This window comes from Agromyces archimandritae (assembly GCF_018024495.1).
Lineage (GTDB): Bacteria > Actinomycetota > Actinomycetes > Actinomycetales > Microbacteriaceae > Agromyces > Agromyces archimandritae.
The window spans coordinates 488898-510160 of sequence record NZ_CP071696.1; the positions used below are offsets into that span (position 1 = coordinate 488898).

Sequence of the window (21263 nt, forward strand, 5' to 3'; positions counted from 1 at the left end):
GTGCTTCCGATTCTCTCAAACGCCGGCTCAGCCGAGCTGCACGGTCCAGATCTGCAGCATGCGGTAGACCATGACCGCCACCGCGAGCCCGGCGACGCCGAGCACGACGGTGCTCCAGCGGGTGCGATCGATGAGCGCCCAGGCGGCACCGGCGATCGGCAGCAGCAGGGCGCCGACGAGGTAGGTGTAGAACTCGAGCAGGCTCCCGGTGGCCTCGTTGCCGAAGGCGGGGGCGGCGATCGCGACGACGAGCTGGGCGACGAGGAGGAGTTCGACGAGGGCGAGGGCGCCGATCGTCAGATCGCTCGGCACACGCCCCGCCAGGCCCAGCACGATGCCGAGGAGGCCTGCGGCGACGGCGACGGCCAGCTGCACGTAGGCGAACCATTCGATCACGGGGTCTCCTCGGGGAATCCGGTGACGACCTTCAGGGTGTCGCCGCGTCGTTCGACGATCGCGACGAGACGCGCGTCGGGGGCGGGTTCCGGATGCACGGCGTCGGCAGCGGATGCCGGGGGCGCGGTGTCGGCGTCGGGTTCCGCGATCGCCGCGAGCGGCCCGTCGGGCGTTCCGGCCGGCGCCGGGATGCGTTTGCCGTGCCCGAGGTCGCGTGCCGCGGCGGCATCCACTCGCGCCACCGGCAGGGCGCGGGCGGCCGCCTCGGCCGGGGCCATGATCGACGCGGCGACGTCGATGCCTTCGAGCCCGGCGGCCTCGTCGACGCCGAACGCGCCGATGCGGGTGCGGCGGAGCATCGTGAGGTGCCCGCCCGTGCCGAGCGCGGCGCCGAGGTCGCGGGCGAGGGCGCGCACATAGGTGCCGCTGGAGCATTCGACGCGCACGTCGAGGTCCACGTACCCCTCCCCCGGGCGGATCGCGCCGAGGTCGAACGCCGAGACCGTCACCCGGCGCGGCGCGATCTCGACGGTCTCACCGGCGCGCACCCGCGCATACGCCCGCTTGCCGCCGATCTTGACCGCGCTGACCTGCGAGGGCACCTGTTCGATATCGCCGGTGAGCGGCAGCATCGCCGCCAGGATGCGGGCTTCGTCGAGGCCGGAGAGCGCCTCGGCATCCGCTCGCGGCCCGGCTTCGCCTTCGGCGTCGTCGGTGGAGGTGCCCCAGCCGAGCCGCACGGTCGCCAGGTATTCCTTGTCGAGGCCGACGAGGTAGTGCAGCAGGCGCGTGGCGCCGTCGATGCCGATGAGCAGCAGCCCGGTCGCCATCGGATCGAGCGTGCCGGCGTGGCCGACCTTGCGCGTGCCGGCCGCGCGGCGGATGCGCGAGACGACGTCGTGGCTCGTGATGCCGTGCGGCTTGTCGACGAGGAGGATGCCGCTGGTCACGGATCACAACGATATCAGCCGGTTCCGGGGGTCGTTTCCCGCCACGATCCCGGGCTCGGGGGCGTGGATGCGGCGGGAAACGACCCCCGGAAGACTCGCGTAGCCTCGGAACCGTGGATCTGGCGAGGGTGCGATGAGGATCGGGATCGTGGGCGCCGGCGCGCTCGGCGGCATGTTCGCGGGCCTGCTCGCTCGCTCCGGGCACGAGGTGCGGCTGACCGCGCGCGGCGAAACGCTCGACGCCCTCGCCGGTGGCCGCCTGCGGCTCACGGGCGCGTACGGCGAGGTCACGGCCCGGGTGGATGCCGGGCCGGCGCTGAGCGAACGCCCCGAGCTCGCATTGCTCTGCACGAAGGCGCAGGACGCGCCGGCCGCCCTCGCGGCGAACGCCCCGCAGCTGGCCGGCATCCCGCTCGTCGTCGTGCAGAACGGCCTCGGCGGGGTCGAAACCGCCCGCGCCGCCGTGTCCGACGCCGACGTCTTCGGCCTGCTCACCCTGATCGCCGCCCAGCACACCGAACCGGGCGCGTGGCGGGTGACGGCGGCCGCCCCGAGCTTCCTCGGCCGGGGCGACGGGCCGGTGGATGCCGCCGCGCACCGCATCGCGTCGGTGCTGTCCGAGGCGGTTCCGGTGCGGGCGATCGACGATTTCCGGGGTGCGCAGTGGACGAAGCTCGTCGTGAACATGCTGAACGCGGTTCCGGCGATCGTGGGCCGAAGCGTGCAGGAGGTCGTCGACGATCCCGCCCTCCGGCGCGTCGTGACGGCTTCGATGCGCGAGACGGTGCGGGTCGGCATCGCCCGCGGCATCCGCTTCGGGGCGCTGCAAGGCCTCGACGACCGTCGTCTGCGCACCTTCGCGCGCCTGCCGCTCGCGATCGGCGGCATCGTGCCCCTCCGGATGCGGCGCGCGATGGGCGACGTGCCGAACCTCGGTTCGACGCAGCAGAGCCTGGCGCGGGGCCGGCCGAGCGAGATCGACCACTTGAACGGCGCCGTCGTGCGCGAGGCCGAGGCGGTCGGAGCGGATGCGCCGGTGAACCGGGCGCTGACGGCGCTCGTGCACGAGGCCGAACGATCCGGCCCGCTGCCGGCGGCGCGGGTGAGCGCGATCCTCGACTGAGTCAGCCGACGCGTTCGGGCAGCGCGGGGTCGGCGTTGTCGACGACGGCGGATGCCGTGGCGCGCGGATCGGCCGCCGCATAGGCGATGGCGTCGGCCGCATCGGCCGGTTCGCCCGCGAGCACGATGCGGACGTCGGCGATATCCGCGAGGCTCGGCCGGGCCAGGAAGCGCCCGTCGAGCACGAGGAAGGCGTCGGCGGGCCCGGTGATCCACTTCGGTTCCACCCAGCGGTCGGCCACCGGGTCGAACACGGCCGTCACGAACGCCGTGGATCCGCCCATGCGGAACGGGTCGATGAGCACCCGGCGCAGCGCCGACTCGTCGAAGCCGAAGCGGTAGTAGCGTTCGGCGATGTCCGGGCCGAACCGCGCCTGCTCCTCGCGGGAGCGGTGGAAGGCCTCCATGCTCGCGCGGAACACCGCACGGTCGCGCTCGGCGAGCACTGCGGCGAGGTCGTCGCCGAAGGCCGTCTTGCCGGCCAGCCACGGGCCGTCGACCGTGACGACGACGCGGCCCCGCCCGAACCGGGCGAGGATCTCATCGGCGAGCCCCCGCAGGAACGTCACCCGCGGGGTCGTGACCAAGCGCATGCCAGGAGACTACCGTCTGCGCCCGCATGCGATGCTGGATGGCGTGCCCGACCCGACCCCGCACCCCGGCGCATCCATCGCAGCGCTCCTCGTCCCCTGGTTCGCCGGTGCCGCGCGCCCGCTGCCGTGGCGGGCCGCCGACGTCTCGCCCTGGGCGGTGCTCGTCAGCGAGTTCATGCTGCAGCAGACGCAGGTCGCCCGCGTGCTGCCGAGGTGGCAGGAGTGGATCGAGCGCTGGCCCCGGCCCGCCGAGCTGGCCGCCGCGCCGCCGTCGGAGGCGGTTCGCGCCTGGGACCGGCTCGGCTACCCGCGGCGCGCCCTGTGGCTGCACGAGGCGGCGACGGAGATCGTCGAACGGCACGGCGGCGTCGTGCCCGACGATCTCGACGCGCTCCTCGCCCTGAAGGGCATCGGCCCGTACACGGCGCGCGCGATCGCCGCCTTCGCCTACGGGGCGCGGGTGCCGGTGGTCGACACGAACACGCGCCGCGTGCTCGCCCGGGCGATCGAAGGCCGGGCCGAGGCCGGGCCGCCGCGGGTCGTGCACGAACTGGCCGCCATGGAGGCGCAGTTGCCGGTGGATGCCGGAAGCGCCCGCATCTTCAACGCAGCGGCGATGGAGCTCGGAGCCACCGTGTGCACGGCCCGGAGCCCGCGCTGCGAGGCGTGTCCGCTCGCCGGGAGCTGCGCATGGCGGGCCGCCGGATACCCGGAGTACGAGGGTCCCCGTGCACCCCGGCAGGCGCGTTTCGCGGGCTCGGACCGCGAGATGCGCGGCATGGTCATGCGGGAGCTGCGCGGCGCGCACGGCCCCGTCGCGCGTGCGGAGCTCGATGCGCTCGGCGCGGATCCGGAGCGCCTCGAGCGCGCGCTCGACTCGCTCGCGGCCGATGGGCTCGCCGTGCGCGAGGCGGGCGGCTACCGCCTGCCATGAGGCCGGGCCCGGGCATCCACCGCCGCGCGCGGCTCGGGCCGGTCAGCGTTCGCCCGGCTCGTCACCCTCATCGAACGCGGCGTCGTCATCGTCTTCGTCGATGACGCGGGGCTTCACGTACGGGTCGGCCTCGCCTGCGTACTCGGCGCTCGCCGCGTCGCGCGAGGAGGCTTCGTCCCGCGAGCGCGCCTCGCGGAGCAGCGCGGAGATGTGCTCGGCGTTCTCGGGGATCGCATCGGGGATGAACTCGAGCGTCGGCGTGAGCCGGGCGGTGATGTTGCGCCCGACCTCGCTGCGGAGCATGCCCGTGGCGGCCTTCAGCGCGGCGGCGGAATCGCGTCGCTCCTCATCGGTGCCGTACACGGTGTAGAAGATGCTGGCGTGCTGCAGGTCGCCGGTGACCCGGACGTCCGTGATCGTCACGAACCCGAGCCGCGGGTCGCGCAACCCCTTGTCGAGGCGCCGCGCCACGATCTCCTTGATGCGGTCGGCCATCTTCCTGGCCCGCTGCGGGTCTGCCATTTCTTCTCCTCCCCATCTTCGTACTCGACGAAGGGGGTCTCCGGCTCTTCTCTGACGTGAATCGGGGTAGGGGTCCCCGCTCTTCACGTCGGAGAAGAGCCGGAGACCCCCGACCGCACGATTACGCGCGCGGCTTCTCGCGCATTTCGATCGTCTCGATCTCGTCGCCGACCTGGATGTCGTTGAACTTGCCGAGGCCGATACCCGCTTCGAAGTCCGTGCGGACCTCGGTGACGTCGTCCTTGAAACGGCGCAGCGACTCGATCGCGAGCCCGTCGCCGACCACGACGCCGTCGCGGATGACGCGCGCCTTGGCGTTCCGCGTGATGGTGCCGGAACGCACGATGACACCGGCGATGTTGCCGAACTTCGAGGAGCGGAACACCTCGCGGATCTCGGCGACACCCGACTGGACCTCTTCGTACTCGGGCTTCAGCATGCCCTTCAGGGAGTCTTCGATGTCGTCGATCGCGTTGTAGATGACCGAGTAGAAGCGCACGTCGACGCCCTCGCGGGCGGCACGCTCGCGCGCCTTCACATCGGGTCGGACGTTGAAGCCGATCACGATCGCGTTGTCGATCGTGGCCAGGTCGATGTCGGACTCGGTGATGGCGCCCACACCGCGGTGGAGGATGCGCAGCTGCACCGAGTCGTCGACCTCGATCTTCATGAGCGACTCTTCGAGCGCCTCGACGGCACCCGAGACGTCGCCCTTGATGATGAGGTTCAGCGCCTCGACCTTGCCCTCCTCGAGGGCCTTCGTGAAGTCCTCGAGCGAGATGCGCTTGCGGGCCTTGGCGAGCTGCGCGTTGCGCTCGGCGGCCTCGCGCTTCTCGGCGATCTGACGGGCCGTGCGGTCGTCGCCGGTCACCAGGAAGGTGTCGCCGGCGCGCGGCACGGTCGACAGACCCTGCACCTGCACGGGGCGGGACGGGGTCGCCGCTTCGACGGCGTCGCCGTTCTCGTCGGCCATCGCCCGTACACGCCCGTAGGCGGTGCCGGCGACGATCGCGTCGCCGACGTGCAGGGTGCCCGACTGGATGAGCACGGTCGCCACGGCGCCGCGGCCCTTGTCGAGCTTGGCTTCGATCGCGACGCCTCGGGCGTCCTTGTTCGGGTTCGCCCGGAGATCCAGGCCCGCATCGGCGGTGAGCAGCACCGCATCCAGGAGCTCGGAGATGCCGACGTTGTTCAGCGCCGACACGTCGACGAACATGACGTCGCCGCCGTACTCCTCGGCCACGAGGCCGAACTCGGTGAGCTGCTGACGCACCTTCGCCGGGTTCGCACCCTCCTTGTCGATCTTGTTGACCGCGACGACGATCGGCACACCGGCCGACTGCGCGTGGTTCAGGGCCTCGACCGTCTGCGGCATGATGCCGTCGTCGGCCGCGACCACGAGGATCGCGATGTCGGTCACCTGGGCACCGCGGGCACGCATGGCGGTGAACGCCTCGTGACCGGGGGTGTCGATGAAGGTGATCGCGCGGTCCTTGCCCTCGTGCGTGGTGTGCACCTGGTAGGCACCGATGTGCTGGGTGATGCCGCCGGCCTCGCTCGCCTGCACGTTCGCCTTGCGCACCGCGTCGAGGAGCTTCGTCTTACCGTGGTCGACGTGGCCCATGACGGTGACCACCGGGGGCCGCCACTCGAGCTCCTCGTCGGACTCGTCCGCGAGCTCCTGCTCGAGGTCGATATCGAAGCCCTCGAGGAGCTCCTTGTCCTCGTCCTCGGGCGAGACGACCTGGATCTTGTAGCCGAGTTCGGCGCCGAGCACCTCGAAGGTGGCCTCGTCGAGCGACTCGGTCGCCGTCGCCATCTCGCCGAGGTGGAACAGCACCGTGACGAGCGCGCCCGGGTTCGCGTCGATCTTGTCGGCGAAGTCGGAGATCGAGGAGCCGCGACGCAGACGGATGACCGTGTTGCCGTTGCCGCGGGGAACGCTCACGCCGCCGAGCGACGGAGCCTCCCGCATCTCGAATTCCTGCCGCTTCGTCCGCTTCGACTTGCGCGACTTGCTCTTGCCGCCGCCGCGACCGAACGCGCCGGCCGTACCGCCGCCGGGGCCGCGACCGCGACCGCCGCCGCCCGCCGGACGCGGGCCGCCGAAGCCGCCGCCCGGACGCGGGCCGCCGAAGCCGCCGCCGCCACCGGGACGAGCGCCGCCGCCACCGCCGCCGGGGCGCTGGAAGCCGCCGGGGCGACCGGCACCGGCCGGACGCGGCGCACCCGGGCGCGGGGCACCGGGGCGAGGCGGCTGAGGCCGCGGGATGTTGCCGGGCGTGGGGCGCTGCCCCATGCCCTGCGAGCTCGAGAACGGGTTGTTGCCCGGTCGGGGCTGGGCGGGGCGCTGCCCCATGCCCTGCGAACTCGAGAACGGGTTGTTGCCGGGGCGCGGGCCCGGGCGCGGCCCGGGACGCGGCGCACCGCCGGGCTTGGGCGCACCGGAACGCGCCTGGTCGGACTTCGCGGCGGGCGCGCTCGGAGCCGGAGCCTCGGGCGCCTCAGGCGCGGGTGCCGTCTTCTCGGCGGCGGTCTTCTCGGCCGCGGCCTTCTCGGCGGCGGCCTGCCGCTCGGCGACCGTGGGCACGTCGGACGGTGCCGGCGCGGGGGCCGGCTTGGGCGCGGGCTTCGGGCCCGGCTTGGCGGCCGGGGCCTTGGCCGCGGGCGCCTTCGCCGCAGGTGCGGCGGCTTCGAGCGCCGCCTTCAGACGGCGGGCGACGGGGGGTTCGATCGAGGACGACGGGCCCTTGACGTATTCGCCCATCTCCTTGAGCTTCTCGAGCGCGACCTTGCTGTCGACGCCGAGCTCGCTCGCGATCTCGTGTACGCGTGGTTTGGCAGCCACTTCTCTCCTGTTCCGGGCCCACCCCGGCACAGGGGTGGACCATCAATGACGGACGGGTCTCATTTCGAGCCGCTCATGAGTTGTCCATTAGCCGTTCAGCCTGTTCTCTACATCGCTGGAATCCACCTCGCCGCCGATCCGCAGCGCACGCCCGAAAGCGCGGCGCCGCACGGCGAGCCGGTAGCACGCGAGGGTCGGATGCAGCCACGCGCCGCGACCCGGGAGCACGGCCGACGCATCTGCGACGACTCGGGATTCCTGGGTGACGACCCTCAAGAGCGAGGATCGCGGGGCACGCGAACGGCAACCGATGCACGTTCTGACGGGATCCACTCTACACCTCCGAGGCGGGCGCTCGCTGAGGCCCGGCTTTGCGCGAGCTCCTCCTCCGGTTGCGCGAAGATCGTCATCCAGCCGTGTCCGGCTGGATGTCGATCTTCGCGCCCGTCAGCTTCGCGGCGAGACGGGCGTTCTGGCCCTCCTTGCCGATCGCGAGGGAGAGCTGATAGTCGGGCACGAGCGCACGGACGGCCTTCAGCGACTCGTCGATGACGAACGCCCGCGTCACCTTCGCCGGCGACAGGGCGCTGGCCACGAAGGTCGCCAGATCTTCGTTCCAGTCGACGATGTCGATCTTCTCGGTGCCGAGCTCGGCGGTGACCGCGCGCACACGCTGACCCATCTCGCCGATCGCCGCACCCTTCGCGTTGATACCCGGCTGCGTCGCCCGCACCGCGATCTTCGTGCGGTGCCCCGCCTCACGGGCGAGCGAAACGATCTCGACGGCTCCCGAAGCGATCTCGGGCACCTCGAGCGCGAACAGCTTGCGCACGAGCGCCGGGTGGGTGCGGGAGACCGTGATCGAGGGGCCCTTCTGCCCCTTGGCGACGCTCGTCACGTAGACGCGGATGCGCTGACCGTGCGGGTACTCCTCGCCCGGCACCTGCTCCTCGGGCGGAAGGATCGCCTCGACGGTGCCGAGGTCGATGTGGATCATGCGGGGGTTCGGCCCCTGCTGGATGACGCCGGCGACGATATCGCCCTCGCGCCCGCGGAACTCCCCGAGCACCGCGTCATCGGCGAGATCCCGGAGCCGCTGGTTGATGACCTGCTTCGCGGCGAACGCGGCGATGCGGCCGAAGTCGCCCGGGTTGTCCTCGACCTCGCCGACGACGTTTCCCTCGTCGTCGAGCTCCGGCACGTAGACGGCGACGTGGCCCGTCTTCCGGTCGAGGTGGGCACGCACGCCGGCCGGAACCTGGTGGCCGTGCTGCGTGGGATTCGTGTGCTTCAGATACGCCGTGAGGATCGCCTGCTCGATGATCTCCACGAGCTCCTCGAAGGGGATCTCCTTCTCGCGCTCCATCATCCGCAGCACACCGAGGTCGATGTCCATCGCGTCCTCCTCTATTCAACTCTCAGCGGCACCCGGCAGGCCCGTCACTACGGTACCCGATGAGGGGGCCGGACGCGTTCGTGCACCGCCGCCCGGCGGGCGGCGGGTGCGTGCCGGTACGGTTCAGGACAGCGCGGCGACGACCCCGTCCAGCGGCACCTGGGTGCGCTCGCCCGTGGCCCGGTCCCAGACCTCGACCACGCCGTCGGCGACGCCGCGACCGGCGATGACGATCTTCGGCACGCCGAGGAGCTCGGCGTCGGCGAACTTCACGCCGGGCGAGAGCTTCGGCCGGTCGTCGAAGAGCACCTCGCGGCCGGCCGCTTCGAGCTCGGCGACGATCACCTCGGCGGCGTCGAAGGCCGCCTGATCCTTGCCCGTGGCCACGACGTGCACGTCGAAGGGGGCCACGGATGCCGGCCAGACGAGACCCTTGTCGTCGTGGTGGTCCTCGGCGATGATCGCGAGGATGCGGGTCACGCCGATGCCGTATGAGCCCATCGTCACGGTCGCGAGTTTGCCGTTCTCGTCGAGGACCTTGAGCCCCAGCACCTCGGCGTACTTGCGGCCGAGCTGGAAGACGTGGCCGATCTCCATGCCGCGGGCCAGCTCGACGGGGCCCGAACCGTCCGGCGCCGGGTCGCCGGGGCGCACATCCGCCGCCTCGATCACGCCGTCTGCGACGAAGTCGCGCCCGGCGACGAGGCCGAAGACGTGCTTCTCGGGCAGGTTCGCGCCCGTGATCCACTCGGTGCCGTCGGCCACTCGCGGGTCGACGAGGTAGCGGATGCCGGTCGCGGATTCCTCTCCGAGCACGGCGCCTTCGGGCGACCACGGCCCGATGTAGCCCTTCACGAGGCCCGGGTGGCGCGCGAAGTCGGCGTCGCCCGCGGCATCCACCTCGGCGGGGGCGAAGGCGACCTCGACGCGCTTCATCTCCACCTCGCGGTCGCCCGGCAGGCCGACGACGACGACCTCGCGGTTTCCGTCGGGGTGCACGAGGGCGAGCACCACGTTCTTCAGGGTGTCGGCCGCCGTCCACGCCCGGCCGTCGGGCCGCGGGTAACGCTCGTTGGCGAGATCGACGAGGGTCTGGATGGTCGGCGTGTTCGGCGAATCGAGCACGAGCGCCTCGGGGAGGCCGTCGAAGGGCACCGCTTCGGGCACGACCGTCTCGAACGCTTCGACGTTGGCCGCGTAGCCGCCGGCCGAACGCACGAAGGTGTCCTCGCCGACGGGCGTCGGATGCAGGAACTCCTCCGACTTCGAACCGCCCATCGCCCCGGCGTCGGCCTTCACGATCACGTACTCGAGCCCGAGCCGGGTGAAGATGCGCTCGTAGGCGTCGCGCTGCGCCTGATAGCTCGCATCGAGCCCGGCATCCGTCACGTCGAAGGAATACGCATCCTTCATCGTGAACTCGCGACCGCGGAGCAGGCCCGCACGCGGCCGAGCCTCGTCGCGGTACTTGTCCTGGATCTGGAAGATCGTCAGCGGCAGATCCTTGTACGAGGAGTACAGGTCCTTCACGAGGAGCGTGAACGCCTCCTCATGCGTCGGCGCGAGCAGATAGTCGGCGCCCTTGCGATCCTGCAGACGGAAGAGCGCGTCGCCGTACTCGACCCAGCGGTTCGTGAGCTCGTAGGGCTCCTTCGGCAGCAGCGCCGGGAAGTGCACCTCGTGCGCGCCGGCCGCCTCCATCTCCTCGCGGACGATGCGCTCGATCTTCGCCTTGACGCGCAGGCCCAGCGGCAGCCACGCGAACACGCCCGGAGCCTGCCGGCGGATATAGCCGGCCCGCACGAGCAGCTTGTGGCTCGCGACCTCGGCATCCGAGGGATCTTCGCGGAGGGTGCGGAGGAAGAAGTTCGTCAGGCGTGTGGGCACCCGACCAGTGTAGGACGCCGGCCGCACCGCCCGAGCCCGACCGCTCAACCGGCCAGAGCTGCGACCAGACCCGGCACGAGCGGCTCCAGGGCGGCCGCGCCGACGCCGTCGTAGGTGGGCTCGACGATGAGCAGATTCACGCCGTCGGTGAGATAGAGGTACTCGAGCTCGGCGCCTGCCACCGGGGAGGCCACGATCGCCCGGTCGGCGCCTGCCACCTCGGTCTCGACCGCATCCGGCAGCCGCATCACATCGTCGAGCGCCCAGCCGGCGCCCGGCACCACCTCGATACTGAAGCCCGGCACCTCCCCCGTGCCGCCCTCCCAGATGCACGCGACGTACCCGCTCTCGGCCATCGCCCCGTAGACGCCCGGGCCGACTCCGGCCGCACCGTTCGCGCGGGATGCCGTAAGGCCCGGGCTGCCCAGCGTGCCGGCGGCATCCACCTCGGCATCCAGCTCGCCGCAACCCTCCGGGTCCGTCCGCCAGGCACCGGCCGGCACCGTCGGCGTCTCGGGCGAGGCATCCCCCGCCCGCTCCGCGAACGCGGCCGTGACGAGCTCGACGGCCTCGGTACCCGGCATGCCCGGCGCCGACGTCACGACGCCCGCGAACCACCAGTCGCCGGCGATCGAGCTGAACGAGCACGACTGGCTCACCCCGCCCTCGGCCTGCACGTCGTAGCAGTTGGTGCGGCCCTCGCCCGCCTCGTCGGCGAAGGAGGCCGGCATGACGGTCGCCGACAGCGCCGGGGCCTGCCCTGCGCCCCAGCGGCAGCTGAGGCCGCCGAGGGAGGCGACCGCCCAGATCTGGGCGTACGGGGCCAAGGACTGCACCTCGGCATCCACCCCCGTCGCCGCACGCACCTCGTCGGCGCCGAGCACCGCGGCGCAGTCGCCGCCGAACGCGGGATACGGCCGTTCGGGCGTCGCCTGCTCGCTCGGCTCGGCCGTGCCGCTCGGAATCGGCCGCGGCTCGGGCGACGAGCACGCGGTCAGGACGAGGGCGGTCAGAACGACGAGGGCGAAGGCGGGGCGGCGGTGCGTCACACCGAGAGCGTAGCGAGCGGGAGCCATGCGTGCGCCGGGAAGGTCGCGCCCGGGCATCCGCACCCGCTCAGCTCGTGACGACCTCGGGGCTGCCGACGGGCGCATCGGCCCCCATCTCCTCGGCGATGCGGTTGGCCTCGGCGATGAGGGTCTCGACGATCTCGGACTCGGGCACCGTCTTGATGACCTCGCCCTTCACGAAGATCTGCCCCTTGCCGTTGCCCGACGCGACCCCGAGATCGGCCTCGCGGGCCTCCCCCGGCCCGTTCACGACGCAGCCCATCACGGCCACGCGGAGCGGCACGCTCATGCCCTCCAGGCCCGAGGTGACCTCGTCGGCGAGCTTGTAGACATCCACCTGGGCACGGCCGCACGACGGGCACGAGACGATCTCGAGCTTGCGCTCGCGCAGGTTCAGGGACTGCAGGATCTGCAGACCCACCTTGACCTCCTCGACCGGCGGCGCCGACAGCGAGACGCGGATCGTGTCGCCGATGCCCTCCGAGAGCAGGATGCCGAACGCCGTCGCCGACTTGATCGTGCCCTGGAAGGCGGGGCCGGCCTCGGTCACGCCGAGGTGCAGGGGCCAATCGCCGCGCTCGGCGAGCATGCGGTAGGCCTTGACCATCACGATCGGGTCGTTGTGCTTGACCGAGATCTTGAAGTCGTGGAAGTCGTGCTCCTCGAAGAGGCTCGCCTCCCACACCGCCGACTCGACGAGCGCCTCCGGCGTCGCCTTGCCGTACTTCTCCAGCAGGCGCGGGTCGAGCGAACCGGCGTTCACGCCGATGCGGAGGCTCACCCCCGCCTCCTTGGCGCGCTTGGCGATCTCGCCGACCTTGTCGTCGAACTTGCGGATGTTGCCCGGGTTCACGCGCACCGCCGCGCAGCCCGCGTCGATCGCGGCGAACACGTAGTTCGGCTGGAAGTGGATGTCGGCGATCACCGGGATCTGCGACTTCTTCGCGATGATCGGCAGCGCCTCGGCGTCGTCGCGGCTCGGCACGGCCACCCGCACGATGTCGCAGCCGGCGGCCGTGAGTTCGGCGATCTGCTGCAGCGTCGCGTTGATGTTCGGCGTCGGCGTGGTCGTCATCGACTGCACGCTGACCTGCGCATCACCGCCCACCAGGACCTTGCCGACCTTGATCTGGCGGGAGACGCGGCGCGGGGCCAGCACCTCCGGCACCTTGGGCATTCCGAGATTCACTGCAGGCACCATGCAAGTCTACGTCCGCCGCACCCCCTCCGTCTGAGTGCGGCTCGGGTGCCGGCTGTGAGCGGCGAACCTCAGGCGCAGCCGTCCGCGATCGGCTGCGGTGCCTCGAGCCGGCCGACGGTGCCCGCATCGGACTCGGCGGCCGAGACCGTCGGCGTGCCCGCCTCGACGGCGGCGCCGTCCTCGAGTTCGAAGGGCACGCCTCCGCAGGTGAACCGCTCGCCGATCCGCGGATCCACCGGCAGCTCGGCCCACGAGGCGCCCACTTGCATCCCCTGCGCGGAACGCACCGTGACGCCGCCGACCGCATCGGTCTCGACCCGCAGCTCAATGCTCGGCCGCGCATAGCTCGGCTCGTGGATCAGCTCCTCCCAGCCGTCGACGAGGCGCTGCTCGATCACCGTGAAGCCCGACCATTCGTGCGTCGTGGCCGGCGGGAAGTGGTTCGTGCCCTCCCAATCCGTGTCGACCGGTGCTTCGCCGAACACGCGGGTCAGGAGGTCCACGGCCTCCCCGGCGGGCTCGAGGTAGCCGATCGTCTCGACGGCGGCACCGGCCTCGTCGACGAGGGAGAACCCGGCCGGGCCGACCACGACGGCCGCGACGGCCTCGAGGGGGTCCGCCGGTTCCGGCGTCGGGCTCGGAGCGGCGACGGATGCCGTGGGGGTCGGCTCGGGTTCGGCCGCCGGACTCGGCGAGGCGGCGCATCCCGCCATCGCCGGCAGCAGCAGCATCGCCGCCGCGGCAGCGGCCCATCGGATCGTCGTGCTTCGCGTCATCATCGCCCTTTCGCAGGTGGTCGATGATCATCCTGCCGTCTCGCGGCCCGCCGGAACACGGGCGCGGGTAACGATCAGGGCACGGGATCCGGCGCCGCGCGGTCCGCGCGGGCGAGGAGCTCGAGGAGGGCCTCGCGGAAGGCCTCGGGGTGCTCGAGGTGCGGCGAATGGCCGCAGTGGGCCAGCTCGAGCTCGGTGACGTGGCCGCCCGCGCAGGCGTAGCGGTCGAGGACCGCCCGGGTCTGGGTGAGCATGGGCTGCGGCGGCGCGGCATCCGCACCCGGCCAGCCGGGGATCGCCCCGAGCTCGCCGAGCCGGTTCACGTCTCCGGCGGCCGGTTCGCCGACGATCACATCATCGGCGCCGTGGATCCAGAGCACGGGCGGTTTCGGATCCACCGCCGCGATGCCCGAGGTGTCGAAGTAGCGCGGCGACATCGTGTTCAGCACGCCGCGAGCGCCCGGCGCGAAGCCCGGCCAGTGCGCCGAACCGCTCGCATCCCCCGGATAGTTGCCCTCGCCCGTCTTCGTCGTGAGCATCGACTCGACCCAGAGATCCTCGAGCCCGTCGTCGAAGCCGGCGGCGACGTAGCTCGCGCGGAACACCTGACGGGGGCTGCCGGCATCCGCACTCCGGTCGCCGGCCGCCAGCCGCCGCACGAACTCGGCGCTCGCCGCCCCGCCGCCCGTGCCCGCCGCATCCGGCGTCACGAGCCGGCCGGCGGCGTCCGTCGCCCCGTACCCGTAGGGCGAGACCGGCGCCTGCAGGGTCAGTGAGGCGACCGACTCCGGCCGGTCGATGAGGAGCTGCATCGCCACGCCGCCGCCCATGCTCCAGCCGACGAGGTGCACCCGGCCGAGCCCCAGCGCATCCAGCACCGAAGCCACGTCGTCGCTGAAATCGCGCACGCCCCGCGTGGCATCGACGGGGAGCGTCTCGGAATCGCCGAAGCCGCGCAGGTCGATCGCGAGCGGGCGGATGCCCGAAGGCAGCGCGAGCATCAGCGGCTGCCAGAACAGCGAACTGGAGACGTTGCCGTGCACGAAGACGACGGCGGGCGCGCCCGCCGGCGCCTCGCGCTCGAGGACGTTCGCCTCGAGGCGCGCGGCGGCGACGCGGCGGGAGCGGATGCCGGGAAGCAGCGTCACCGGCCTAGTCGAAATCGCTCGTGTCGAGCACCGGCTCGGTCTTCTGGGCGACCTCCTCCGCACTCACCCCGGGGGCGAGCTCGACGAGCTTCAGACCGTCCTCGGTGACGTCGATGACGGCCAGATCCGTGATGATCCGGTCGACGACGCCCTTTCCCGTCAGCGGCAGCGAGCACACGTTCACGATCTTCGCCGAACCGTCCTTGGCGACATGCTCCATGAGGATGATGCGGCGCTTGGCGCCGTGGACGAGATCCATCGCCCCGCCCGGGCCCTTGACCATCTTGCCGGGGATCATCCAGTTCGCCAGGTCCCCGTTCACCGAGACCTGCATGGCGCCGAGGATGGCCGCGTCGATCTTGCCGCCGCGGATCATGCCGAAACTCGTCGCCGAGTCGAAGAACGCCGCACCCGGCAGCACCGTCACGGTCTCCTTGCCCGCGTTGATGAGGTCGGGATCCACCGCGTCGTCGGAGGGGTACGGGCCCACGCCGAGGATGCCGTTCTCGGACTGGAGCAGGATCGTCACATCGTCGGGCACGAAGTTCGGCACGAGCGTCGGCAGGCCGATGCCGAGGTTCACATAGGAGCCGTCGGCGAGCTCGGCGGCGGCGCGGGCCGCCATCTGGTTGCGGTTCCAGGGCATGTCAGGCTCCTTCCGGCATCGGGCGGGATGCCGCTTCGTCGACGGATATGGTCCGGCGCTCGATGCGCTTCTCGACGTCGGGGCCGACGACGACGATGCGGTCGACGTAGACGCCCGGAAGGTGCACGGCGTCGGGGTCGAGCTCGCCGGCCTCCACGATCTCCTCGACCTGCGCGACGCAGACCCGGCCGGCCATCGCGGCCAGCGGCGAGAAATTGCGCGCCGACTTGTCGAAGACGAGGTTGCCGAAGCGGTCGGCGCGCTTGGCGTGCACGAGCGAGAAGTCGGCGGCGATCGCCTCCTCGAGCACGAACTCGCGGCGCTCGCCGTCGACGTCGAAGACCTGGACGGGCTTGGCGGCGCTCGCCTTGGCGACCGAACCGTCCGCCGCATACCGCTGCGGCAGCCCGCCCTCGGCGACCTGCGTGCCCACGCCCGTCTGGGTGAAGAACGCCGCGATGCCCGAGCCGCCGGCGCGCAGCTTCTCGGCGAGCGTGCCCTGCGGGGTGAGTTCCAGCTCGAGCTCGCCCGAGAGGTACTGGCGGGCGAACTCCTTGTTCTCGCCGACGTAGGAGGAGGTCATCTTCGCGATGCGGCCGGCGGCGAGCAGGACGCCGAGGCCCCAGTCATCCACCCCGCAATTGTTCGAGACGACCTGCAACCCGTCGACGCCCGTCTGAAGCAGCGCGTCGATGAGCACCATCGGGATGCCGCAGAGGCCGAAGCCGCCCACGGCGAGCGTCGCCCCCGATGGGATGTCGGCGACGGCCTCCGCGGCCGACCCGACGACTTTGTCGAGCGTCATGATGCTTCCTTCCTGACCGGGGCAGCGCCCAGCCGCTCGCGGATCACGGGCAGGAGCGATGCGACGCCCTCGGGAGCCAGCGTGATCGTGTAGTGATTGACCCTATCGACCTCGTGCACCCTGAGCGACGGCACGCGCGCGGCCTGCTCGCGGATGTGCGCCGGATCGTACAGCGGTGCCGCGTCGAGCAGGCCGCGCGGGGCGATGAAGACGTCGACCGGGCCGGGTAGGGCGGCCAGAGCCGCCTCGTAGCCGGCCGAACCGTCGAGTTCGAGGGCGTTGACGGCGACCGCGTCGGGGTTCGCCGTCGAACGCAGCTCGGGTTCGGCGCCGTCCACGTCGTAGGCGACGTAGCCGGCGATCGCGTCGTTCCAGTACGGGCCGAGGGCCGGATGCTTCCGCCAGAACGCGAGGTACTCCTCTCTGCTCGAGAAACGCATCGAGAGCCGTTCGAGGGCCGGCCCGAGGAGCACGCCCGGTAGCTCCTCGCGCGGGATGCCGGCCGGGTTCGGGATCGGCAGCCCGCCGTCGACGAGCACGAGCCCGCCGACCGAGTGCGGATGCCGTTCGGCCAGCCGCACCGAGACGAACCCGCCCATGGAGTGGCCGACGACGAGCGCCTGCGCCACCCCGAGGTGCTCGAGCACGGCGGCGAGGTCGTCGGCGTGCTGCTCGAGCCCGTACGGCCCGGGCAGTCGGTTGCTACGGCCCCGGCCGCGGAGGTCGACGGCGATGATGCGCGCCTCGGGCAGCGCCTCGGCGAGGAGATCCCAGGAGCGATGGGTGGCCGTGATGCCGTGGACGGCGAGCACCGGCATCCACTCCCCCGACCCCGGCCGCTCGACGACGTGCAGGGCGCCGCCGGCGACGGGCACCGCATGCTCGACGCCGTTCACCTGGCGCTCCAGGCGCCGTCCATCGTGTAGCTCGCGCCCGTGACCATGCCCGCATCCGCGCCGGCGATCCACAGCGCGAGGCTCGCGACCTCGTCGGGCTCGACGAGACGCTTGATCGCCGACTCGGTGAGCATGATCTTCTCGACCACCTCCGATTCGGGGATGCCGTGCAGACGCGCCTGATCGGCGATCTGCTTCTCGACGAGCGGCGTGCGCACATAGGCGGGATTGATGCAGTTCGACGTGACGCCGTGCGGCCCGCCCTCGAGGGCGGTGACCTTCGAGAGCCCCTCGAGGCCGTGCTTGGCGGCGACATAGGCGGACTTGTACGCCGAGGCGCGCAGACCGTGCACGCTCGAGACGTTCACGATGCGCCCGAAGCCGCGCTCGTACATGCCGGGCAGGGCGGCGCGGATGAGCAGGAACGGAGCCTCGAGCATGACCCGGAGGAGCAGCGAGAAGCGCGCCGGATCGAAGTCCTCGATGGGGCTGACATGCTGCAGGCCGGCGTTGTTCACCAGGATGTCTGCCTCAAGGCTCAGCCCGGCGAGCGCGGCCGTGTCGCCGAGGTCGACCTGCCAGGCCTCGCCGCCGAGCGAGCCGGCGACGCGTTCGGCGGCCTCGCCGTTCAGGTCGGCGATGACGACGTGCGCGCCGGCGGCGGCGAAGGCGCGCGCGCACGCCTCGCCGATGCCGCTCGCTCCGCCGGTGATCACGGCTCTGCGTCCGCTGAGATCGCTCACGATTCCTCCTTCTCGCCCGCCCGCGCGGGCGCCTCGTCCGTCTGCGGTGCGGCCGGCCGGCCGAGCGCACCCCCGATGAAGCGCATCATCTCGTCGAAGACCTCCGGCGGCACGGCGCTCGTGCCCGAGCCCCCGGGGTCGGCGTCGTCGCCGGGTTCGCGGTCGGCGCCCCAGAGCACCCAGCGCATGCCGATCATCTCGCCGACGCCCATGAGCGCCCACGCGGCGACCGTCGGGTCGATGTCGCCGATCTCGCCGTCGGCCTGCGCCTCCTTCAACCCCTGGATGTAGCCGTCGACGATGCGGGTGTAGTGCAGGCGCAGGGCGCCCGGGGAGACGAGTTCGGCCTCGCGGATGACGCGGTAGAGTGCCGGATGCCGCGCGGTGAACGCGAAGAACGCGGCGAAGCCCGCCCGTTCGGCCTCGAGGCGGCCGGATGCGGCACCGGACGCCTCGCTCATGGCCTGCCGCACGCGGTGGTTCAGGTCCTCGACGAGTTCGTCGAAGAGGTCGAGCTTCGAATCGAAGTAGAGGTAGAAGGTGCCCTGGCCGACGCCGGCGCGCTCGGTGATGCGCGAGACCGACGCCTCCTGGTAGCCGAGTTCGGCGAAGACGTGCTCGGCGGCCTCGAGAAGCTTGCGGCGGGTTTCGGCGCCGCGGGCGGTACGCGGTTTCGCGCTCATCGCGCCTCCTCGGGGTGCGGATGCCGGGGCGCGCCGGCATCCATCGGGGCGATGCGCAGGGCGAGCACGCGGCGCAGCACCTTGCCGGCCGAGGAGCGCGGCAGCTCGTCGACGAGGTGCACCTCGCGCGGGACCTTGAAGCCGGCGAGCTGCTCGCGCGCGAACGCCGTCAGCTCGGCCTCGTCGGCGATGCGGCCGTCGGCCGGCACGACGAAGGCTGCGCCGGCCTCGCCCCAGCGGTCGTCGGGCACGCCGACGACGGCGACGTCGGCGACGGCGGGGTGACCCATCAGCACCGCCTCCACCTCGGCGGGCGCGACGCCCTCGCCGCCGGAGATGTAGAGGTCCTTCAGCCGGTCGACGATCGTGAAATAGCCCTCGGCGTCGCGGCGCACGAGGTCGCCGGTGCGAAGCCACTCGCCGGCGAAGACGGCATCCGTCGCCGCCGGGTCGCGGAAATACCCCGCGAACACGCCCGGCCCGCGCACGAGGAGCTCGCCGGCGGCGGGCCCGTCGAGATACTCGCCCGTGACCGGATCGGCGACGGCGACGTCGACGTGCGGGTACGGTTTGCCGGCCGAACCGACCCGCGCCCTGGCATCCTCGTCGGGCAGGCACAGCACGTTCGGGGAGGCCTCGGTGAGGCCGTAGCCCTGCGCGAGGGCGACGCCGCGGGCGTGCCAGGTGCGCAGCAGCGCCGGCGGCATCGGCGCCCCGCCGCAGATCGCATGCGTGAGGCTGGACAGGTCGGCGTCGGCGAAGCCGGGGTGCCGGGCGAGGAAGAGGTAGTTGGCGGGCACGCCCATCATCGTCGTGATGCGGCGTTCGGCGATGAGGTGCAGCACCCGGCCCGGCTCGAAGGTGCGCTCGAGCACGACCGTCGCGCCCGTCCACCACGCCAGCAGCGGCTGGATGTTCCACCCGCCCACGTGGTACTGCGGCATGACCGCGAGCACGACGTCCTCGGCGCCGATGCCGGCGATGCGCGAGAACGACAGGTTCGTCCAGAAGCAGTTCGCGTGCGTGAGCACCGCGCCCTTCGGGTTCGCCGTCGTGCCCGAGGTGAAGATGATGAGCAGGGCGTCGTCGTCGGCGACCTCGCGGCGGCCGACGACGACGGGGCTGAGGGTTGCCGGACGGATGCCTGCGGGCGGCGGAACCCGCGCCTCCACGCCGTGCGCCCCGGGCGCCGCCTGCGGGATCCGCCCGGGCAGGCGCCCCGTCGCCGCCCGCGCCAGGGTCTCGAACTCGCTCTCCACGATGAGGACGGACGGGTCGGCGACCTCCAGCTGCCAGGCGAGCTCGCGCGGCGAGAGCCGCCACGACAACGGAACGAGCACGAGGCCCGCCTTCGCGCACGCGAAGAACAGCACGACGTGGTCGGCGCTGTTGCCGGTGATCGTCGCCACCCGGTCGCCGATCGCATACCCGGCATCCCGGAACGAGGCGGCCAGCCGACTCGCACGGGCGTCGAGCTCCCGGTAGCTCAGCACCACCCCGCGGTCGTCGATCGCGATGCGCTCGGGCGTCGCCCGGGCCCGGTCGGCCGTCCAGCGGCCGAGCGTGTGACGTCCGTCAGGCATCCGTCGCCCCCTCCTTCTCGAGCGGATGCTGCGCCCGCCCCGAGCGGAGACGGGCCGGGATGCCGGCGATGCCGCCCGGCAGGAACAGCACCACGAGCACGAACAGCGTGCCGAGGATGAACAGCGGCTCCGACAACGGCACCCGGAGCACCGCCGGAAGGCCCGCGATCGCATCCGAACCGGCCAGCGCCGTCAGCCGCTGGTCGAGCAGCGTGTAGACGATACCGCCGCAGATCGCGCCCCAGCGGTACCCCACCCCGCCGAGGACGACGATGACGAGGATCGTGAGGGTGAAGTCGGCCGTCGCGATGCGCGGGGCGGCCCCCGACTGCAGCAGGAAGTAGCCCATGCCGGCGACCGCGGCCAGCACCGAGGCGACGATGAACACGAGGAGCTTGACCCCGTACGGGCGGATGCCGAGCACCCGCACCCGGGTCTCGTTCTCGCGGGCGGCCTCGGCGACGTGGCCGGCACGGCTGCGTTCGACCCACAGCACGACGAGGTACACGAACACGAGGATGCCGAGGGCGACCCAGTACAGGTTCCGCGTGTTCATGACGCCGATCAGGGCATCCGGCACATGCGTCGTGTCGAGCGGCAGGCCCTCGTCGCCGCCGGTGGCGCCGCCGGGGTTCCGGCGGATCAGCACCGAACCGGCCTGCGCGAAGGCGAGCGTGACCATCGCGAACGAGATGCCGGTGACGCGGAGGGCGAGCGCCCCGACCGTCGTCGCCAGCACGAGCCCGAACACGAGGGTCGCCGCGATCGCCCCGAGGAAGATCGCCTCGCTCGGCCAGGCGGCCGGCGCGAAGGCGTCGAGGGCCATGCCGAGCCCGTAGGCGCCGGCCGCGAAGAACAGCGCGTGCCCGAAGCTCAGCAGGCCCGCGAGGCCGAACATCATGCGGTAGCTGAGCGCGAGCGCCGCGATCAGCATCGCGTACGCGAGCAGCTGCAGCGTGCCCGGGGTGTACGTGGGGCCGGGCAGGACCCCGGGGATGTCGATCGCGAGCAGCGGCAGCACGGCGAGGGCGGCGACGAGCAGGAGGCCGGCGGCCGGCATCCAC

21 protein-coding genes are annotated in these 21263 nt (G+C 72.1%); 2 read left to right on the forward strand and 19 right to left on the reverse strand.

Annotation, left to right across the window (positions count from 1 at the left end):
• Nucleotides 1–27: 27 nt before the first annotated feature.
• Together G127AT_RS02365 and truB are read right to left on the reverse strand one after the other, a co-directional pair.
• Complete coding sequence (locus tag G127AT_RS02365) at nucleotides 28–396, reverse strand: hypothetical protein (protein WP_210899398.1); 369 nt, start codon at nucleotides 394–396, stop codon at nucleotides 28–30.
• Nucleotides 393–1346, reverse strand: coding sequence for a tRNA pseudouridine(55) synthase TruB (gene truB, locus G127AT_RS02370; protein WP_210899400.1), 954 nt, complete (start codon nucleotides 1344–1346; stop codon nucleotides 393–395). Before truB ends, G127AT_RS02365 begins: the two co-directional genes overlap by 4 nt.
• 148 nt (nucleotides 1347–1494) lie before the next feature.
• On the opposite strand from truB, the gene G127AT_RS02375 reads away from it, so the two are divergent.
• Nucleotides 1495–2469: a ketopantoate reductase family protein gene (locus G127AT_RS02375; RefSeq protein WP_244857695.1), complete on the forward strand. Its 975-nt coding sequence runs from the start codon at nucleotides 1495–1497 to the stop codon at nucleotides 2467–2469.
• Nucleotide 2470: 1 nt separating this feature from the next.
• Here the strand turns inward: G127AT_RS02375 and G127AT_RS02380 are convergent, their stop codons facing one another.
• Nucleotides 2471–3061, reverse strand: coding sequence for a nucleoside/nucleotide kinase family protein (locus tag G127AT_RS02380; RefSeq protein ID WP_210899404.1), 591 nt, complete (start codon nucleotides 3059–3061; stop codon nucleotides 2471–2473).
• A 31-nt stretch (nucleotides 3062–3092) separates the two neighbouring features.
• Between G127AT_RS02380 and G127AT_RS02385 the strand changes: the two genes are divergently transcribed.
• On the forward strand, nucleotides 3093–3995 hold the full coding sequence (locus tag G127AT_RS02385; protein ID WP_210901752.1) for an A/G-specific adenine glycosylase: 903 nt from the start codon (nucleotides 3093–3095) through the stop codon (nucleotides 3993–3995).
• A 42-nt stretch (nucleotides 3996–4037) separates the two neighbouring features.
• Here the strand turns inward: G127AT_RS02385 and rbfA are convergent, their stop codons facing one another.
• The 16 genes from rbfA to G127AT_RS02465 all read right to left on the reverse strand — a co-directional run bounded on the left by rbfA (nucleotide 4038) and on the right by G127AT_RS02465 (nucleotide 21259).
• Nucleotides 4038–4517, reverse strand: coding sequence for a 30S ribosome-binding factor RbfA (rbfA, locus tag G127AT_RS02390; RefSeq protein ID WP_210899405.1), 480 nt, complete (start codon nucleotides 4515–4517; stop codon nucleotides 4038–4040).
• 121 nt (nucleotides 4518–4638) lie between these two features.
• Complete coding sequence (gene infB / locus G127AT_RS02395; RefSeq protein ID WP_210899406.1) at nucleotides 4639–7365, reverse strand: translation initiation factor IF-2; 2727 nt, start codon at nucleotides 7363–7365, stop codon at nucleotides 4639–4641.
• 87 nt (nucleotides 7366–7452) lie between these two features.
• Entirely contained in the window at nucleotides 7453–7698 is a 246-nt protein-coding gene (locus tag G127AT_RS02400; protein ID WP_210899408.1) for a YlxR family protein, read from the reverse strand.
• Between the two features lie 73 nt (nucleotides 7699–7771).
• Nucleotides 7772–8761 carry a transcription termination factor NusA gene (nusA, locus tag G127AT_RS02405; protein WP_210899409.1) on the reverse strand — a complete coding sequence of 330 codons (990 nt, stop codon included), beginning with the start codon at nucleotides 8759–8761 and terminating at the stop codon, nucleotides 7772–7774.
• A 123-nt stretch (nucleotides 8762–8884) separates the two neighbouring features.
• On the reverse strand, nucleotides 8885–10648 hold the full coding sequence (locus G127AT_RS02410) for a proline--tRNA ligase (RefSeq protein WP_210899411.1): 1764 nt from the start codon (nucleotides 10646–10648) through the stop codon (nucleotides 8885–8887).
• Nucleotides 10649–10692: 44 nt separating this feature from the next.
• Nucleotides 10693–11697 carry a hypothetical protein gene (locus tag G127AT_RS02415; RefSeq protein ID WP_210899413.1) on the reverse strand — a complete coding sequence of 335 codons (1005 nt, stop codon included), beginning with the start codon at nucleotides 11695–11697 and terminating at the stop codon, nucleotides 10693–10695.
• Nucleotides 11698–11764: 67 nt separating this feature from the next.
• On the reverse strand, nucleotides 11765–12895 hold the full coding sequence (gene ispG, locus G127AT_RS02420) for a flavodoxin-dependent (E)-4-hydroxy-3-methylbut-2-enyl-diphosphate synthase (protein WP_210901754.1): 1131 nt from the start codon (nucleotides 12893–12895) through the stop codon (nucleotides 11765–11767).
• Between the two features lie 92 nt (nucleotides 12896–12987).
• Nucleotides 12988–13695: a hypothetical protein gene (locus G127AT_RS02425; RefSeq protein WP_210899415.1), complete on the reverse strand. Its 708-nt coding sequence runs from the start codon at nucleotides 13693–13695 to the stop codon at nucleotides 12988–12990.
• A gap of 74 nt (nucleotides 13696–13769) precedes the next feature.
• Nucleotides 13770–14843: an alpha/beta fold hydrolase gene (locus G127AT_RS02430; protein ID WP_210899417.1), complete on the reverse strand. Its 1074-nt coding sequence runs from the start codon at nucleotides 14841–14843 to the stop codon at nucleotides 13770–13772.
• Between the two features lie 4 nt (nucleotides 14844–14847).
• Complete coding sequence (locus tag G127AT_RS02435) at nucleotides 14848–15489, reverse strand: 3-oxoacid CoA-transferase subunit B (RefSeq protein WP_210899418.1); 642 nt, start codon at nucleotides 15487–15489, stop codon at nucleotides 14848–14850.
• A 1-nt stretch (nucleotide 15490) separates the two neighbouring features.
• Entirely contained in the window at nucleotides 15491–16294 is an 804-nt protein-coding gene (locus tag G127AT_RS02440; protein ID WP_210899419.1) for a CoA transferase subunit A, read from the reverse strand.
• Entirely contained in the window at nucleotides 16291–17190 is a 900-nt protein-coding gene (locus tag G127AT_RS02445) for an alpha/beta hydrolase (protein WP_244857697.1), read from the reverse strand. The genes G127AT_RS02440 and G127AT_RS02445 overlap by 4 nt, the downstream gene beginning before the upstream one ends.
• The gene (locus G127AT_RS02450; RefSeq protein ID WP_425305879.1) at nucleotides 17187–17933 is read right to left on the reverse strand and encodes a 3-hydroxybutyrate dehydrogenase; all 747 of its coding nucleotides are present in this window, start codon (nucleotides 17931–17933) and stop codon (nucleotides 17187–17189) included. Before G127AT_RS02450 ends, G127AT_RS02445 begins: the two co-directional genes overlap by 4 nt.
• Nucleotides 17930–18616, reverse strand: a complete 687-nt coding sequence (locus G127AT_RS02455; RefSeq protein ID WP_210899420.1) for a TetR/AcrR family transcriptional regulator — start codon at nucleotides 18614–18616, stop codon at nucleotides 17930–17932. The genes G127AT_RS02450 and G127AT_RS02455 overlap by 4 nt, the downstream gene beginning before the upstream one ends.
• Entirely contained in the window at nucleotides 18613–20199 is a 1587-nt protein-coding gene (locus G127AT_RS02460; RefSeq protein ID WP_210899422.1) for a class I adenylate-forming enzyme family protein, read from the reverse strand. Before G127AT_RS02460 ends, G127AT_RS02455 begins: the two co-directional genes overlap by 4 nt.
• Complete coding sequence (locus G127AT_RS02465; protein ID WP_210901759.1) at nucleotides 20192–21259, reverse strand: branched-chain amino acid ABC transporter permease; 1068 nt, start codon at nucleotides 21257–21259, stop codon at nucleotides 20192–20194. The genes G127AT_RS02460 and G127AT_RS02465 overlap by 8 nt, the downstream gene beginning before the upstream one ends.
• Nucleotides 21260–21263 lie beyond the last annotated feature (4 nt).

What these genes read in the sequence shown, in the direction of transcription:
- G127AT_RS02380 (WP_210899404.1), bottom strand. Translation starts at nt 3,061, where the DNA reads ATGCGCTTGGTCACGACCCCGCGGGTGACGTTCCTGCGGGGGCTCGCC.
- G127AT_RS02385 (WP_210901752.1), top strand. Translation starts at nt 3,093, where the DNA reads ATGCTGGATGGCGTGCCCGACCCGACCCCGCACCCCGGCGCATCCATC.
- rbfA (WP_210899405.1), bottom strand. Translation starts at nt 4,517, where the DNA reads ATGGCAGACCCGCAGCGGGCCAGGAAGATGGCCGACCGCATCAAGGAG.
- nusA (WP_210899409.1), bottom strand. Translation starts at nt 8,761, where the DNA reads ATGGACATCGACCTCGGTGTGCTGCGGATGATGGAGCGCGAGAAGGAG.
- ispG (WP_210901754.1), bottom strand. Translation starts at nt 12,895, where the DNA reads ATGCCCAAGGTGCCGGAGGTGCTGGCCCCGCGCCGCGTCTCCCGCCAG.
- G127AT_RS02425 (WP_210899415.1), bottom strand. Translation starts at nt 13,695, where the DNA reads ATGACGCGAAGCACGACGATCCGATGGGCCGCTGCCGCGGCGGCGATG.
- G127AT_RS02435 (WP_210899418.1), bottom strand. Translation starts at nt 15,489, where the DNA reads ATGCCCTGGAACCGCAACCAGATGGCGGCCCGCGCCGCCGCCGAGCTC.
- G127AT_RS02440 (WP_210899419.1), bottom strand. Translation starts at nt 16,294, where the DNA reads ATGACGCTCGACAAAGTCGTCGGGTCGGCCGCGGAGGCCGTCGCCGAC.
- G127AT_RS02455 (WP_210899420.1), bottom strand. Translation starts at nt 18,616, where the DNA reads ATGAGCGCGAAACCGCGTACCGCCCGCGGCGCCGAAACCCGCCGCAAG.
- G127AT_RS02460 (WP_210899422.1), bottom strand. Translation starts at nt 20,199, where the DNA reads ATGCCTGACGGACGTCACACGCTCGGCCGCTGGACGGCCGACCGGGCC.
- G127AT_RS02465 (WP_210901759.1), bottom strand. Translation starts at nt 21,259, where the DNA reads ATGCCGGCCGCCGGCCTCCTGCTCGTCGCCGCCCTCGCCGTGCTGCCG.